Below are 15,332 nucleotides of genomic sequence, written 5' to 3'. Positions count from 1 at the left end.
ACAACAAGGGAAGACCCATACATATACAGTATTACTATGTGAGGTTAACTATGCGCCAGCAGGCAACCCGGGAATACATCCCTGTAACACCGGCATCTGTGTCATCCACCCTCGCGGGGGACTGCCGTCCGGCCGGAATGGTCAGCGAACTGGTTTATCGCAATAATGATATCGTCCTGAGCCATATTCTGCTTCCTTTATTACGTCAGCTTGCCGGGGAATCCCGCTGGCTGTTATGGCTCTCTCCGGGAGCAAAACTTAACCGCACCTGGTTATCGCAGAATCAGCTGCCGGGCGATAAAGTCATGCAGTTGTCCCGCATTCCGGCAATCAACAGTATTGCCGCTATGGAGAAAGCACTGACCAGCGGTAACTACAGTGTGGTTCTCGGCTGGCTGCCGGCACTGACTGAGCAGGAGAACGCCCGGTTACAGCGCGCTGCAGAACAGGGAGGCTGCCTCGGCTTTATTATGCGCCCGCAGGAATGGCATCATGACAGTGTGCCTGTTGAACGACAACTGAATACATTACAAATTCACTCGTTCCCTTATCATTGAGGAAAATTAAGAATATTCTCAGCTTTTTTTACATGCCCGTATCATTTGCTCTGCTTAATTAATAAAATTACACTATTTCAACGTGTTAAGTTAAATATCCAAAGAAATTGACTATTTTGTATGTTTATGAATCAGTACAGTTTTTTACATTTTTTTAGTCGAATTCCGCAGGACAGGCTTGTAACTTTTAAAGTTCGCTGTAGACTTTACACCGTTAAGGTAGTGCTTAAAATTCCCTGTTGGGAGCTATTTGCTAAATGGCGCACATAATCCCTGACTATTTTTAAAAACCAAAGGCGAAAATAAGGCTATTTAAGCCAGAGCCAATTTGGATGATAACGAGGCGTAAAATGAAAAAGACAGCTATCGCAGTAGCAGTGGCAGTGGCAGCTTTCGCAAGCGTTGCGCAGGCAGCTCCAAAAGACAATACCTGGTATACCGGTGGTAAATTAGGTTGGTCTCAGTATCAGAATACCGGTAGCACTATCGGTAACACCGGTCCTACTCATAAAGATCAGGTCGGCGCTGGTATCTATGCTGGTTATCAGCACAACCAGTACATGGGCTTTGAATTAGGTTATGACTGGTTAGGTCGTATGCCTTACAAAGGCGACGAAAACAACGGCGCATTCAAAGCACAGGGCGTTCAGCTGACTACCAAACTGAGCTATCCGGTAATGGATGACTTAGATGTCTATACCCGTCTGGGTGCAATGGTATGGCGTGCTGATTCCAGCTACTCCACACCAGCTAACCGTACACAAACCACCAATAACGACACTGGTGTTTCACCTCTGTTCGCACTGGGTACTGAGTACGCAATCACCCGTGATATCGCAGCTCGTGTAGAATATCAGTGGATCAACAACATCGGCGATAAAGAAACTACTTTAGCTCGTCCTGATAACGGCATGCTGAGTGTTGGTGTTGCTTACCGTTTCGGCCAGGATGAAGTTGCTGCACCAGTTGCAGAACCAGCTCCGGTTGTTGCACCAGTTGTTGAAAACAAACGTTTCACCCTGCGTTCAGACGTTCTGTTTAACTTCAACAAATCTACTCTGAAAGCTGAAGGTCAGGAAGCTCTGAACCAGCTGTTCAACGAACTGGCGTCAATCGATCCGACTCAGGGCAACGTCCTGGTTATCGGTTACACTGACCGCATCGGTTCCCAGAACTACAACCTGCCACTGTCTCAGAAACGTGCACAGAGCGTTGTAGATTACCTGGTCGCTAAAGGCATCCCTGCCGGCAGCATCCGTGCAGAAGGCCGCGGTAAAGAAGATCCTGTCACTGGTAACAAATGTGACAACATCAAACAGCGCGCTGCTCTGATCGAATGTCTGGCTCCGGATCGTCGTGTTGAAATCGAAATCCAGGGCGTAACTGAACAAGTCACTCAGGCTGCTCAGTAAGTTCTGATTCGGTTGCATGATGCAATGAATTGTATAAACCCCATCTCCGGATGGGGTTTATTTTTTGTCTGTTCCCAGCAGGCTTTGCAGATCTTCCTTCAGTGACGTTATCTTCGTCGCGTACTTTTCTTTGCGTTCCGCATCTTCCAGTAACTGCACAATCGTGTCTGATAAGGTACTGCCGCGCCGCTGTGATAACGCAGACAACCGCTGCCACACCAGAAACTCCAGATCAACCGATTTCTTGCGGGTATGCTGCTGCTCGGCATTAAAATGACGCTTACGCCGTGCGCGGATAGTCTGGCTCATCCGGTCTGCCAGTCCCGGCGCCATGTGTTTTTGTATCCAGGCGGTCACTTTTACCGGGTGTGATTCCAGTTTCAGTAACTGCACCACCGCCTCTTCTGCCCGGCTTTTTTCCGTATAACGGGTGATCGCCTCACCTTCACGGTATTTTTTGACCAGATAGGCCCACTTCCAGCCACATTCAAGATTCTCTAGTTGCTGATATTTCATGATTTTTCTCAGTGACAGGGTAACACAGACATAAGCATAGCAATATTCGCCGCAAAAAACCGCCCCCCCGGCACAATTCTTTCCTGTCAGTACGGGTAAAAATAAACGCTTCGAGGATAGCTATCCGGCCTGCTTACGCGCTACAATGTCCCGCTATTTTCGTTACTATTCAAAGGCGGTGCTGATAACCGCACACTGCGGAGAGCGCCAGATCCTGCCGCAACGATTAAATCCGACATTATCAAAAGCAGACAATACCGAGTGAATATTAAACAGCTGACCTGGCAGGCATTACTGCCTGATGAAAACAGTTACCGCACCATCCTGCAAACCGCGTCTGAACTGCCTGCTCAGCAGGCCGGTATCGTACAGCCGCGTTTGCAGGAAAGCCTGTCACTTTTCAGCCATCCGGCGGCAAAACGCCGCTTTATGCTGGTCAAAAGTGACGAAAGTGAGTGTTATCTGAATACGATAGCGCAATTACTGCCGCCGGAAATCAGAGTCCGGCAAAAGCGCATCATGGGCGGAGAGTACCACTTCGATAATCACAGGTTTGTCTTTACACCGGCGGATAACGGTCACTTCAGTGCTGTACAGCCGTTCGCGGTCTGTGACTGGACAGAACCGGAGCAACTGTTCGGTCAGGTCTATACCCATCATCAGCACGTGCAGTTGCAGCCCGGCATCATTCATCAGGTCAATGGCGGCTTTCTGATCATGTCACTGCGCAGCCTGCTCGCACAACCGCTGATGTGGCTGCGCTTAAAGCAGATGGTCTGCGCACAGCGCTTTGACTGGCTGGCACACACCGAACAACATCCGCTGCCGTTCCCGGTTGACAGCATGCCGCTTGACCTGCGGGTCATTGTGGTGGGCGATCGCCTGAGCCTGGATGAGTTTATGCTCTCTGAGCCGGAACTGAGTGAAGAAGCGCTGTACGGTGAATATGAATTTGATTACCAGCCGGAAGAAACAGAACAGCTGACCGTCTGGTGTCAGTTTGTCAACGGGCTGCTGAAACAGAATCAGCTGCCGCCGCTCAGTGCTGACGGCTGGTATGAACTGATCCGTCAGGGCATGCGTTTTCAGGAAGATAAAAAGACCCTGCCGCTCGACCTGACATGGCTGACCACCCTGCTGCGCGATGCCGCCACCCTGCTGCCGGCGGATACGATTACGGCAGAAGCACTGCGCAAAATCAAAGATAACCGCAGCTGGCGGCACGGCTATCTGGCCGACCGCGGGCTGGATGAGATTCTTCAGGGTCAGGTGTATATCCAGACTCAGGGCAGCGTTGTCGGCCAGATCAACGGATTGTCCGTTCTCCAGTATCCGGGGCACCCTGAAGCGACCGGAGAACCTTCCCGTATTACCTGTGTGGCACATATCGGTGACGGTGAGTTTGTCGATGTTGAGCGTAAATCCGAACTTGGCGGTAATATTCACGCCAAGGGTATGATGATTATGCAGGCTTACCTGATTGCGGAGCTCAAACTGGAGCAGCCGTTCCCGTTCTCCACCTCCGTGGTCTTTGAACAGTCCTACGGTGAAGTGGACGGTGACAGCGCCTCACTGGCTGAGCTGTGCGCCCTTATCAGCGCCCTCTCCTGGCAGCCGGTTGACCAGCAGATTGCCGTGACCGGCTCTGTCGATCAGTTCGGGTTTGTGCAGGCTATCGGCGGCGTGAATGGAAAAATCGAAGGCTTCTTCCGGCTGTGTCAGGCCAGAGGGCTGACCGGCAAACAAGGGGTAATTATCCCCTCCGCCAACGAGCGTCATCTGGTGCTGGCGGATGACGTGGTTGAAGCCGTACGTCAGGGTGAATTCCACATATGGACGGCAGGCCATGTCTCACAGGCAGCCTCACGCCTGATGAATATGCCGTATTATGAAGAAGAAGGTAATCCGTCCGGAGAACACTTGTTAGCTATAATTCAGGATCGGATTTTTCTGGCAAATAATCAGGATAAACCAAGAAATTCGTGGTTTTCCCGCTGGTGGAAATAACACAATTTTTATCTGATCGGACTTGTTCAGCGTACAAGTGTAAGCTATTGTGTAGCCTATCTGATAAACAAGGCAAAGATTGAGTTATGGTCGCAAAACAAGAATCCTACACAAAGCAAGAACTTGAAGCCTCAGGACGGGGCGAACTCTTTGGTGAAAACGGGCCACCGCTGCCATCCGGCAACATGCTGATGATGGATCGCGTCATTAAAATGAGCGAAACCGGTGGTCATTTTGATAAAGGCTATATCGAAGCTGAGCTGGATATCAAACCTGAGCTGTGGTTTTTCGGTTGCCATTTCGTCAACGACCCGGTGATGCCGGGCTGTCTGGGTCTGGATGCCATGTGGCAGTTAGTCGGTTTTTATCTCGGCTGGCTGGGCGGCGAAGGAAAAGGCCGTGCTCTGGGTGTGGGTGAAGTGAAATTTACCGGCCAGGTACTGCCGACCTCGAAAAAGGTCACCTACCGCATCCACCTCAAGCGTGTGATCAACCGCAAGCTGATCATGGGTATCGGTGACGGCGAAGTCTTTGTTGATGATAAACTGATTTACACCGCAACCGATCTGAAAGTGGGTCTGTTCAAAGACACCAGCGCGTTTTAATCTTTCCTGCTGTGGTGTTATCCGTAAAAAACCTCCGCACGCGGAGGTTTTTTATCCTTCAAACCGGGTTACGCAATGACCGCCCTTTTATCGATGGCCTCGCGCCAGCCTCCCAACCAATGAGAACGTTCGTCAATTTTAAGATACGGGCAACTCTCTTTAGAACGTCCTAAAATACCCGCCTGATAACCTTTGGTTAATGCTCTGGCTAAACGATCACGCTTTTGTCTTTTCATGCCGTTACTTCCCTCATGTTATTCAGTGCTGAAAACAGGTTGATTTTTATTCAACCCATAATAGAAATACGCTTTCGGGGCAGAGTTTGCAAGTAAAGAAGATTCAGGGTGTGTCAGTCCCGCTTTTCATAAAAATACACAATAAAAACAGGGCTGTTATTTTGCCTGCGTAATCAGATTATTAGTTTTCAGGGCACAGTAAAGACAGTCAGAAGGATATATCAGGCGGAATAAGAATCGTTTTAGCGATCAGCAGATTAAGCGGATTAATGTGGCGTGTTTCACAAATTTGTCATTTTAATGACAATTCACTCTCTGCACCGGTGTACAGAGAGTGAATCTGTCATTACTTACGCAGCTCGTCAGCCACCGATTTTGATACCTGTGCCCAGCCTTCACCCAGTGTGCGTACCAGCGCAGGATAGCCGTTTTCCGCCTGTTCCAGTACCAGATTAAACGGATGGCGGATAACCGCGTCACCGTGGGTGTAAATCCAGCTGCCCGCCACAATCACTTTGCCGTCATAACGACCGTGGAAACCGGTGACCGTGACAGTCAGGGTATCCGGTTTGTTTTCCAGCGGCTGCACTGAAACCAGTCTGTCCGGCAGTGCCTGACTGAGTTCCGTCGTCATCACCTCCAGCAACTGCTGCTCCAGCGGACCGGCCCATAAATTGGTGCTGCCGATATTGTATTCCACATCACTGGTCTGATAGACAATACCGGCATTCCCCAGCACGTCCCCGAGCGTGATACGCTGGATCCATAACTGCGGATGACGGTTATCAGCGTCGGTACTGCGGAAGCTGGTCTGCTCACTACTGCTGTCTGCAGCCACCACCGGCAACTGATAATACTGTTTGACCGGAGTGCTGCTGCACCCCGCCAGTACAAAAACGCCCAGGAATGCCAGTGCTTTTGTCAGTTTTTTCATCTTAATTCTTCGCCTTCTTAGGTTGCGGATCCGCCTGCGGCGCGGCTTCAAAGACCAGAGCATTACTCTTGTTATTCAGGGTGCGTAATACCGGCTGTAATTCACGCAGAACCTGATCCAGACGCTGCATATCATCAACCAGTTTGTTGTACGCCGGTGAGCCCGGCTGGATCCCCTGCATACTGCGGTTCAGTTCACGCAGTGTGGCCTGCATGTCTTTCGGCAGCGCTTTGAACTCTTTGCTGCTGAGTAACACATTCAGCTCAGACAGGGTTTTCTGTGCTTCCGCAATGGTTTTTTCGCTGGCACGCAGTGTTTCTGTTGCCTGTTTCATCATCGGCTCAATCGGCATACCGTTGATTTTATCCAGTGCCGCCAGCACTTTCTGTTGCAGCTGCACCAGGCCGCCGCTGGTGGTCGGCAGAATGTCATAATCGGCAATCGTCATCGGCGCTTTCCAGGCCGGCTGATCCGGATAGAAATCAAGATCGACATACAGTGCACCGGTCAGTAAGTTACCGGATTTCAGAGAGGCCCGCAGCCCCTGCTGTAATGCGGTTTCCAGTTCCTGTGCCAGTTTGAAATCTTTACCCACATCTTTCTCGAAACGCTCGGGCTCGATATGGATCAGAACCGGGATACGGAAATCCTGATCAAATGTCTGTCCCAGTCCTTTGGCATAAAACGGAACCTGTGCCACGGTCCCGAGACGGATACCACGGAATTCCACCGGTGCCCCCGGAGACAGACCCCGCACGGAGTCAGAGAAGAACAGCAGGTAACTTTTATACTGGGTATACAGTGAGTTTTGTGTGCTCTTCTGATTATCAAACAGCTTAAACAGGGTTTTCGGATTGACTTCCTCACCCGGCTGCCAGCCATCCGGCACATCAAAACTGACGCCGCCGCTGAACAGTGTGGAGAGCGAACCGACCTGCACACTTACGCCCTGTGAGGACATGTCAAAGGCAATGCCGCTGTCCTTCCAGAAGCGGGCATTGGTGGTGACCAGTTTGTCATAAGGCGCGTTGATAAAGAGCTCATACTGCATCTCGCGCTCGTCGAGATTAAACTCTGCCGTTTCCACAGAGCCGACACGGTAACCGCGGAACAGCACCGCATCCCCCGGATTCAGCTGCCCGGCCTGCTGACTGGTTAATATCACGCGGATCCCTTTGGCATCCGGAGAGGCCAGAGGCGGTGAATCGAGCAATTCAAATTCATGACGTTCGCCGCCGGTATTGGCCGGCTGCACCTGAATATACGCCCCGGACAGCAGAGTACCCAGCCCGGAAACCCCTTCACGGCCGACTGTCGGTTTCACCACCCAGAAAACGGTATCTTTGCGCAGAACGTCTTTCATCTCTGCGTTCAGGCGGGCTTTGATGATCACGCGGCTGTAGCTCTGATCCAGCATGACGCTTTCAACCACGCCGACATCCACGCTGCGGCTTTTGATTTTGGTTTTACCGGCTTCAACCCCTTCCGCGTTATAGGTGATCAGGGTGATCTCCGGTCCCTGCCCGCGAAAATGGCTGATAAGGATCCAGGCACCAATCAGTACCGTGACGATGGGAATTATCCAGACCGGTGACCAGCTTTTCAGTTTGCTGACCTTCGCTTCTGTCAAATCATCAGTTTTATCGTTCAACCTGAGGCTCCTTAGCACTCTCCGCCCGTTTTTTTTCAAGCCGATCCCACGTCAGGCGCGGGTCGAACATTTCGGCGGCAATCATTGTCAGAATGACCACCATCGCAAATAAAATCACACCGATATCCGGATAGATGCTCATCAGACGCCCCATCCGCACCAGTGCCGCCAGTACGGCTATCACAAACACATCAATCATGGACCAGCGTCCGACAAACTCCACGATTTCATAAATAAAGTGCATCCGGCCGGGATCACGCCAGCCGTGGCCTTTCGCATCCAGACACAGCCAGCCGATGGCCAGCATTTTCAGGCTCGGCACCATGATACTGGCAATAAAGATCACCATCGCCACCGGATAAGAGCCATCCCCCCACAGCAGAATCACCCCGGCCATAATAGTCGAGCCAAAATCACTGCCGAGGGATTCGGTGATCATAATCGGCAGCAGGTTTGCCGGGATATATAAAATGAGCGAGGTAAACAGCAGCGCCATGGTCAGTTGTAAACTGTTCGGCCGCCGCGCATAACCCCGGCTGCTGCAGCGCGGACACTCATGCATATCTGCCGGCAGAATCGCCTGGCAGGTACCGCACAGCCGCACCCCCTGACACAAACCGCCTTTTCCTGCCTCCAGTGCCACCGGCAGCGGCGGACGCGGTGCAATCCGCTGCCAGACCCAGTGTTTATCCAGGCACTGGAATGCCCGCACCTGCATCACACAGAACAGGCAATAAGGCAGAAAACTCACGCCCAGCCCGATATCCCCGTACGCCATCAGTTTCACGAAACTGACCAGCACACCGGCGAGGAAAATTTCCGCCATACACCAGGCCCGCAGCCCGAACAGCAGCCGCGTGACCGGAATGGCCAGCGGAGGCGGCAGACGGATCCCGCTGCACAGTAAGGTAATAGCAAACAGGCAGAAGGCAGGTACCGCCAGCACAAATCCCATAAAGAACAGTGCCAGCTCACCGTAGTTATCCCCGAACATCACCGACGGTATCTGATAAAGCGTAATTTCGCTTTCAATACCCGCCACTTTCATCGAGACAAACGGAAACATCCCGGCGAGCACAAACATCACCAGGCCGCTGAGGGCATACATCAGCGGCTGACGGCGCGGTTCACGCCAGCGGGCGGCCAGATGGGTGTGGCAGCGCGGACACCCGGCTTTGGTTCCCCGTTCCAGTTCAGGGATTTCCACCACCAGGTCGCACTGCGGACACAGCACCGTGACTGATTCATGTGAATGATGAGCACACACTGTTTCGTTATTTCTCCAAAATTACAGGCGGGATCAGTTCCCGCTCTGCATTGCTTCCAGCGTCTGCCAGCGCTCAAACGCCTCTTCCAGCGCATGCTCTTTCTCTGCCAGCAGTTTCAGCACGTTATCTGTTTCATCATGCGGCTGGTTAAAGAATTCAGGCGCGCTGACCTGACTTTGCAGTTGCTGAATTTCCTCGTCGAGGGATTCCAGCAATGACGGCAACTGTTCAAGTTCCCGCTGTAATTTATAACTTAATTTTGCAGATGTATTTGCTTTTTTAATGTTATCTTTACGTTTTTCTTCCGCCGCTTCCGGTTTCGCCGCTTTCGCCGCCGGGGCTTTCAGCGACTGAACCTGCGCCCGCTGCTGCTGTGCATCAAAGTAACCGCCGACAAAACGCCCGATAGTACCATCGCCTTCAAAAATCCAGCATTCGGTCACGCAGTTATCAACAAACTGGCGGTCATGGCTGACCAGCAGGACAGTGCCCTGATAGTTATCCACCAGCTCTTCCAGCAGTTCCAGTGTTTCGACATCAAGGTCGTTGGTCGGTTCATCGAGGATCAGCAGATTGCTCGGTTTCAGGAATAATCTTGCCAGCAGCAGACGGTTGCGCTCCCCGCCGGACAGTGCCCGCACCGGAGTTCTCGCCCGTTTCGGATGAAACAGGAATTCCTGCAGATAGCCGAGTACATGGCGTGGTTTTCCGTTGACCAGCACTTCCTGTTTGCCTTCCGCCAGGTTATCCATCACGGTTTTGTCCGGGTCCAGCGCTGCACGGTGCTGGTCGAAATAAGCCACTTCCAGCTTGGTGCCGATATGCACACTGCCGTCGTCCGGCTGTAAATCGCCGAGCATCAGTTTCAGCAGCGTGGTTTTACCGCAGCCGTTCGGGCCGACGAGGGCAATTTTGTCCCCCCGGTTTACCTGAGCACTGAAATGACTGACCAGATTCTTACCGTCAATACCATAACTGATATCATCGATTTCAAAGACGATTTTGCCGGAACGGGTCGCCTCTTCCACCTGCATTTTTGCTTTGCCCATCACTTCGCGGCGTTCCGCGCGTTCGCTGCGCAGGGCTTTCAGCGCACGGACACGCCCTTCATTACGGGTGCGGCGGGCTTTGATGCCCTGACGGATCCAGACTTCTTCCTGTGCCAGTTTACGGTCAAATTCCGCATTCTGCATCTCTTCGACACGCAGAGCCTCTTCCTTGGCCACCAGATAATCATCATAACTGCCCGGCCAGGAGGCCAGTTTTCCGCGATCCAGGTCGATAATCCGTGTCGCCATATTGCGGATAAAAGAACGGTCATGGGAAATAAAGACAATGCTGCCGCTGAAGTTTTTCAGGAAGCCTTCCAGCCACTGGATGGTTTCGATATCCAGGTGGTTGGTCGGTTCGTCCAGAAACAACACTTTCGGCCCGCTGACCAGCGCACGTCCGAGTGCTGCTTTGCGCAGCCAGCCACCGGACAGTGCGGATAATTTTTCATCCGCCGGTAATTCCAGATGCGCAATCACATCCGCAATCCGGCTGTCGAGCAGCCATAAGTTCTGAGTGTCTAAGATCTCCTGCAGTTCCGCCATTTTTGACAGATTTTTATCACATGGATCACTTTCCACTAATTTTGAGATCTGATGGAACGCCTTGATATGCTGTGCCTGCTCCGCCACCCCTTCGGCAACAAAGTCAAACACCGTGCCTTCCACATCACGCGGCGGATCCTGCTGCAGACGGGCAACAATCAGATCCTGTTCATAGATAACCGTACCGTCATCCAGTGGCTGCTCTTTGGTCAGCACACGCATCAGAGTGGATTTTCCCGCCCCGTTGCGCCCGACCAGACAAACACGCTCATTTTCTTCGATATGCATCTCCGCATTTTCCAGCAGCGGAGCATCACTGAATGCGAGCCAGGCGCCCGCCATATTAATCAACGACATAATTTCTGTTATTCCTCGCCTGCGTGGCGGATAAGCCAGCAGTTATGGATCTGACGGTTACGGACAAAATCCTGTGACTGTGTTTTGGCGGTAATATCCTGAGCAACCAGCCCCAGTGCATCCATACCGTCCTGATCTAATTTAAAACCGCGTTTGTTGTTGGAGAACATCAGCGTACCGCCGCGGCGCAGCATACGTTTCAGATGTTTCATCAGGCTGATGTGATCACGCTGGACATCAAAGGTATCCTCCATTCGTTTCGAGTTGGAGAATGTCGGCGGATCGATAAAGATCAGATCAAACTGTTCCGGAGTCTGCGCCAGCCAGCTCAGGCAATCCGCCTGGATCAGACGGTGCTGTCTGCCGCTCAGGCCGTTGCTCTGCAGATTGCGCTCCGCCCACTCCAGGTAGGTGCGTGACATATCCACAGACGTGGTGCTGCGCGCGCCGCCGAGACCGGCGTGAACCGTTGCCGAGCCGGTGTAGGCAAACAGATTGAGGAAGTCTTTGCCTTTGCTCATCTGTCCCAGCATTTTGCGGGCAAGACGGTGATCAAGGAACAGGCCGGTATCCAGGTAATCAGTCAGGTTAACCCATAACTGTGCGTTATACTCTTTCACCGGGAAACTGTTCTGTTTCTCCGCCAGTTTTTCATACTGCTGTTTGCCTTTCTGGCGCTGACGGGTTTTCAGGATCAGCTTGTGCGCCGGTAACTCCAGCACGGCCAGTGTCGCGCTGATCACATCGAACAGGCGCTGACGCGCTTTGTTCGGATCCACGGTTTTCGGCGGTGCATATTCCTGCACCACCACATAATCCGCATAACGGTCAACCGCGACATTATACTCAGGCAGATCCGCATCATAAAGGCGATAACATTCAACGCCTTCCTGTTTCGCCCATTTTGCTAATTTCTTTTCGTTCTTACGCAGACGGTTAGCAAAATCTGCCCCGATATCCTGCGCCGTTGCCGGTGGTGTGTCACTTAACTGATAGTTTTTCTGCACACAATCCAGCGGGCCGTTTTTCGCCTTGAATTCACGCTCTGCACGCAATTGCAGGCTGCTGAGCAGTTCCGGGGAAGCGCTGAATAATGACAGGCGCCAGCCCGGGAAACGGGTTTTGACCACACGGCCAAACACACTGTGCAGGGCAATCAGCGCCGGTTCGCTTTCCAGCCGCTCACCGTACGGCGGGTTGGAAATAATAGTACCTTTCGGGCCATCCGGCAGCGGATTTTCCAGCTTGGTGGCATCTTTCTGCTGGAAAGTGATCAATTTATCCACCCCGGCGCGGCGGGCGTTGGCACGGGCCATGTCCAGCACACGTTTATCAGTATCAGAACCGAAGAAACGGGCGGCTGTACTGACCAGACCGGCATTGGCACGTTCACGCGCTTCAGCACGGACCGATTCCCAGACCGCTTTGTCATGGGCACCCCAGGCTTCAAAACCCCAGTGAAGGCGGTTCAGACCCGGCGCACAATCGGAGGCAATCATTGCCGCTTCAATCAGCAGAGTACCGGAACCGCACATCGGATCCACCATCGGGGTCTCTTTCTGCCAGCCGGAACGCAGAATAATCGCCGCCGCCAGATTCTCTTTCAGCGGCGCCTGACCGGCCAGTTCGCGGTAGCCGCGGATATGCAGGGAATCCCCGCTCAGGTCTATCGCCAGCGAGGCTTTTTCCTTATTGAGATAAACATTGATGCGGATATCCGGCTGCTGTTTCGCCACATCCGGGCGCGTACCGGTTTTGCGGGTGAAGCTGTCAACGATAGCATCTTTGACTTTCAGTGCGCCGTACTGACTGTTGCGGATCTCATCATTAGTCCCGTTGAAATGCACGGCAAATGTCTTGTCAGCGGAGAACACCGATGGCCAGTCAATGGATTGCACCGCGAGATAAAGATCCATGTCGCTATAGACATTAAACTCATTCAGCGGTAATAAAATACGGGATGCCAGACGACTCCACATCAGACATGTGTACATCGTACGCGGCTGCGCCCGGAAGTGAACGCCACCCTGCGTAATACTGAGATCCTCAGCGCCCAGTGTCGCTAATTCATTTTTTAAGAGTTCTTCGAGCCCGCGGGCGGTGCTGGCAAAATACACGTTCATCATGGTTTACCGTTGAAATAAAAAATTGGAGCGCATTATAGCGGATCCGGGCGGTAAATCATAAAATTGACGTTCACCTTTTTCCGGATAAACCGGGATGCCATTGTGGTATTACTGATAATAACGAAAAGAACGGATAACAATGACGACAACACCCATCACACTCTCCCGTTTATATACCTTTCCTGTGAAGTCAATGAAGGGCATCCGCCAGTCACAAAGCCATGCCGGCGAAACCGGACTGAGCTTTGACCGCAATTTTATGATAACAGATGAGACCGGAAAATTTATCACCGCCCGCCGTTATCCGCAGATGGTGCTGTTTACCCCGGTGCTGCTGAGTAACGGGATTTACCTGCGCAGCCCGGAAGGCAGCGGTGCCACGATCCTGTTTGAGGATTTCCGTCCCGATCACCTGCCGTGCGAAGTCTGGGGAAATCATTTCACCTCGCTGCTTGCACCGGAAAAAATCAATCAGTGGCTGTGTCAGTTCTTTGATATCCCGGTACAGCTGCGCTGGCTCAGCCCGCAATCCACCCGCCGGGTAAAAAAATTCCCGGATACCGCCGTGTCGTTTGCCGATGGTTATCCTTATCTGGTGGTAAACGAAGCCTCTTTCCGTGAGGTGCAGCGCCGCTGCGGTGCCGGTATTAAAATTGAGCAGTTCCGCGGCAATATTATTGTCACCGGTGCGGAGCTGTTTGCGGAAGACCGCTGGAAAACCATTCAGGTCGGTGATGTGGTGTTTGATCTGAAAAAACCGTGCAGCCGTTGTATCCTTACGACCGTCAGTACGGATAAAGGCATTAAACACCCGGAAATGGAGCCGTTCCATACCCTGCAGACCTTCCGGAAAGCCGCAGATAATGATGATGTGGATTTCGGCATGAATGCCATTGCCCGCAATACCGGCGTGATTCAGGCCGGTGATACCGTCACTGTGCTGGAAACCCGCGAACCGCGTCAGTATCAGGAACAAACCGTTGAGAAAGTGCAGACCGCCCCCGCACAGCCGGAAACAGCTCTGGAACTGACATTCAACGGTAAACGCTACCCGGTGAACAATCAGCATGTCTTACTGGAGCAGCTGGAAAGCCATCAGGTCAATATTCCGTACTCCTGCCGGGCCGGCGTCTGCGGCTGCTGCAGAGTCACACTGGTCTCCGGTGACGTCACTCCGCTGAAAGCCGGGGCGATAAAAGAGAACGGTGATATTCTGGCGTGCAGCTGTATTCCGAAAACCAATATTACGATCCGCCACGGATAACTGAAAAAATACCCCCGGCAGATAAACCGCCGGGGGTATTTCAGCTGAATGGATCACTTATTAATAATAAGGATCCATTGTGGATCATATAACATTACCCGATCCTGATAATGATCGTTTACCGGACAGCCTCAGACAGCTCTGTCCATTAATAAACGCCGTGTTACCGGGGTTCTTGGCAATAAACGATCATTCATGATCTTGATCGGATCACAAAAACACATGCTCCGATCGTGTAATTCAAGTACCGGATCAACCAGCAGACATAAACTGGCACTTTCCCCTGCTTCCGCCACAATAAAGTTGCTGCGCTGACGGTTGTTACCCGCCACCACTTCAACCAGCTGCCCCTGCTCCGGTTTTGTCATTGCGCAAAACAATGAAAAATACCAGCTCTTCGGCATTTGCGGCTTTAAAAAACGCGATGCAATTAACGCATTCAATGTTAATTCAGCACACTGTTGTGCCGGAATATCTAATTTTTTAATCTGTTCTTCAAAGATAAAAAATAACGCGGCATCATCAACAGAAAACGGGCTGTGACACCGTGCATACGGTGCCAGCAGGCGTGGTGCAAAATGGGAGCGGAATACCATTCCGTTGGCAAGATCCAGCATAATACGCTCATGCGTATCATCGTAATACCACTGCCATTGATCGTCAGGTTTTATTTTCATCTGATCACATTCCCGGCTAATACCTGATTAGCAATTTATATTTCTACTACACATTAAATAAAATAATTAAAAGTGATTGTTTACTTTAACGTGCATTGCCTGTCAGTAACAATTTTTCAGGCAACAT

At 51.8% G+C, this 15,332-nt stretch carries 13 protein-coding genes; 5 read left to right on the top strand and 8 right to left on the bottom strand.

Annotation, left to right across the window (positions count from 1 at the left end; all coding sequences use genetic code 11):
* Positions 1–50 precede the first annotated feature (50 nt).
* The gene (gene sulA, locus U868_RS0122190) at positions 51–557 is read left to right on the top strand and encodes an SOS-induced cell division inhibitor SulA (RefSeq protein WP_025155198.1); all 507 of its coding nucleotides are present in this window, start codon (positions 51–53) and stop codon (positions 555–557) included.
* A 350-nt stretch (positions 558–907) separates the two neighbouring features.
* Positions 908–1,969 carry a porin OmpA gene (ompA, locus tag U868_RS0122185; protein WP_025155197.1) on the top strand — a complete coding sequence of 354 codons (1,062 nt, stop codon included), beginning with the start codon at positions 908–910 and terminating at the stop codon, positions 1,967–1,969.
* 57 nt (positions 1,970–2,026) lie between these two features.
* Here the strand turns inward: ompA and matP are convergent, their stop codons facing one another.
* Positions 2,027–2,485, bottom strand: coding sequence for a macrodomain Ter protein MatP (matP, locus tag U868_RS0122180; protein ID WP_025155196.1), 459 nt, complete (start codon positions 2,483–2,485; stop codon positions 2,027–2,029).
* 261 nt (positions 2,486–2,746) lie between these two features.
* Between matP and U868_RS0122175 the strand changes: the two genes are divergently transcribed.
* Positions 2,747–4,492 (top strand): AAA family ATPase, encoded by a 1,746-nt coding sequence (locus tag U868_RS0122175; RefSeq protein ID WP_025155195.1) that lies wholly within the window; start codon positions 2,747–2,749, stop codon positions 4,490–4,492.
* An 86-nt stretch (positions 4,493–4,578) separates the two neighbouring features.
* Positions 4,579–5,097: a bifunctional 3-hydroxydecanoyl-ACP dehydratase/trans-2-decenoyl-ACP isomerase gene (fabA, locus tag U868_RS0122170; protein WP_025155194.1), complete on the top strand. Its 519-nt coding sequence runs from the start codon at positions 4,579–4,581 to the stop codon at positions 5,095–5,097.
* A gap of 68 nt (positions 5,098–5,165) precedes the next feature.
* Here the strand turns inward: fabA and rmf are convergent, their stop codons facing one another.
* From rmf to rlmKL, 6 genes are all read right to left on the bottom strand, one after another.
* On the bottom strand, positions 5,166–5,333 hold the full coding sequence (gene rmf, locus U868_RS24880; RefSeq protein WP_015422581.1) for a ribosome modulation factor: 168 nt from the start codon (positions 5,331–5,333) through the stop codon (positions 5,166–5,168).
* Between the two features lie 346 nt (positions 5,334–5,679).
* Entirely contained in the window at positions 5,680–6,267 is a 588-nt protein-coding gene (pqiC, locus tag U868_RS0122165; RefSeq protein ID WP_029991534.1) for a membrane integrity-associated transporter subunit PqiC, read from the bottom strand.
* Between the two features lies 1 nt (position 6,268).
* A complete protein-coding gene (pqiB, locus tag U868_RS0122160; protein WP_025155192.1) occupies positions 6,269–7,918 on the bottom strand; it encodes an intermembrane transport protein PqiB in 1,650 nt (549 codons plus the stop codon).
* Positions 7,908–9,185: a membrane integrity-associated transporter subunit PqiA gene (gene pqiA, locus U868_RS0122155; RefSeq protein ID WP_036412362.1), complete on the bottom strand. Its 1,278-nt coding sequence runs from the start codon at positions 9,183–9,185 to the stop codon at positions 7,908–7,910. Before pqiA ends, pqiB begins: the two co-directional genes overlap by 11 nt.
* 33 nt (positions 9,186–9,218) lie before the next feature.
* Entirely contained in the window at positions 9,219–11,138 is a 1,920-nt protein-coding gene (locus U868_RS0122150; RefSeq protein ID WP_025155190.1) for an ABC transporter ATP-binding protein, read from the bottom strand.
* A gap of 8 nt (positions 11,139–11,146) precedes the next feature.
* Positions 11,147–13,261, bottom strand: a complete 2,115-nt coding sequence (gene rlmKL, locus U868_RS0122145) for a bifunctional 23S rRNA (guanine(2069)-N(7))-methyltransferase RlmK/23S rRNA (guanine(2445)-N(2))-methyltransferase RlmL (RefSeq protein ID WP_025155189.1) — start codon at positions 13,259–13,261, stop codon at positions 11,147–11,149.
* Positions 13,262–13,457: 196 nt separating this feature from the next.
* Here rlmKL and U868_RS0122140 point away from each other — a divergent pair, with 196 nt between their 5' ends.
* Positions 13,458–14,528 carry an MOSC domain-containing protein gene (locus U868_RS0122140; protein ID WP_025155188.1) on the top strand — a complete coding sequence of 357 codons (1,071 nt, stop codon included), beginning with the start codon at positions 13,458–13,460 and terminating at the stop codon, positions 14,526–14,528.
* 131 nt (positions 14,529–14,659) lie between these two features.
* Here the strand turns inward: U868_RS0122140 and U868_RS0122135 are convergent, their stop codons facing one another.
* Positions 14,660–15,205: a cell division protein ZapC gene (locus U868_RS0122135; protein WP_025155187.1), complete on the bottom strand. Its 546-nt coding sequence runs from the start codon at positions 15,203–15,205 to the stop codon at positions 14,660–14,662.
* Positions 15,206–15,332: the final 127 nt, after the last annotated feature.

Source organism: Morganella morganii H1r (genome assembly GCF_000633515.1).
Lineage (GTDB): Bacteria > Pseudomonadota > Gammaproteobacteria > Enterobacterales > Enterobacteriaceae > Morganella > Morganella morganii_B.
The sequence above is the reverse complement of the archived record's forward strand: the minus strand, read 5'-3'. Positions and strand labels throughout refer to the sequence as shown.

Excerpts from the sequence above, each read along its gene's own strand:
- U868_RS0122150 (WP_025155190.1), bottom strand. The coding sequence starts at position 11,138 with ATGTCGTTGATTAATATGGCGGGCGCCTGGCTCGCATTCAGTGATGCT.
- rmf (WP_015422581.1), bottom strand. The coding sequence starts at position 5,333 with ATGAAAAGACAAAAGCGTGATCGTTTAGCCAGAGCATTAACCAAAGGT.
- U868_RS0122140 (WP_025155188.1), top strand. The coding sequence starts at position 13,458 with ATGAAGGGCATCCGCCAGTCACAAAGCCATGCCGGCGAAACCGGACTG.
- matP (WP_025155196.1), bottom strand. The coding sequence starts at position 2,485 with ATGAAATATCAGCAACTAGAGAATCTTGAATGTGGCTGGAAGTGGGCC.
- pqiC (WP_029991534.1), bottom strand. The coding sequence starts at position 6,267 with ATGAAAAAACTGACAAAAGCACTGGCATTCCTGGGCGTTTTTGTACTG.
- fabA (WP_025155194.1), top strand. The coding sequence starts at position 4,579 with ATGGTCGCAAAACAAGAATCCTACACAAAGCAAGAACTTGAAGCCTCA.
- ompA (WP_025155197.1), top strand. The coding sequence starts at position 908 with ATGAAAAAGACAGCTATCGCAGTAGCAGTGGCAGTGGCAGCTTTCGCA.
- sulA (WP_025155198.1), top strand. The coding sequence starts at position 51 with ATGCGCCAGCAGGCAACCCGGGAATACATCCCTGTAACACCGGCATCT.
- U868_RS0122135 (WP_025155187.1), bottom strand. The coding sequence starts at position 15,205 with ATGAAAATAAAACCTGACGATCAATGGCAGTGGTATTACGATGATACG.
- rlmKL (WP_025155189.1), bottom strand. The coding sequence starts at position 13,261 with ATGAACGTGTATTTTGCCAGCACCGCCCGCGGGCTCGAAGAACTCTTA.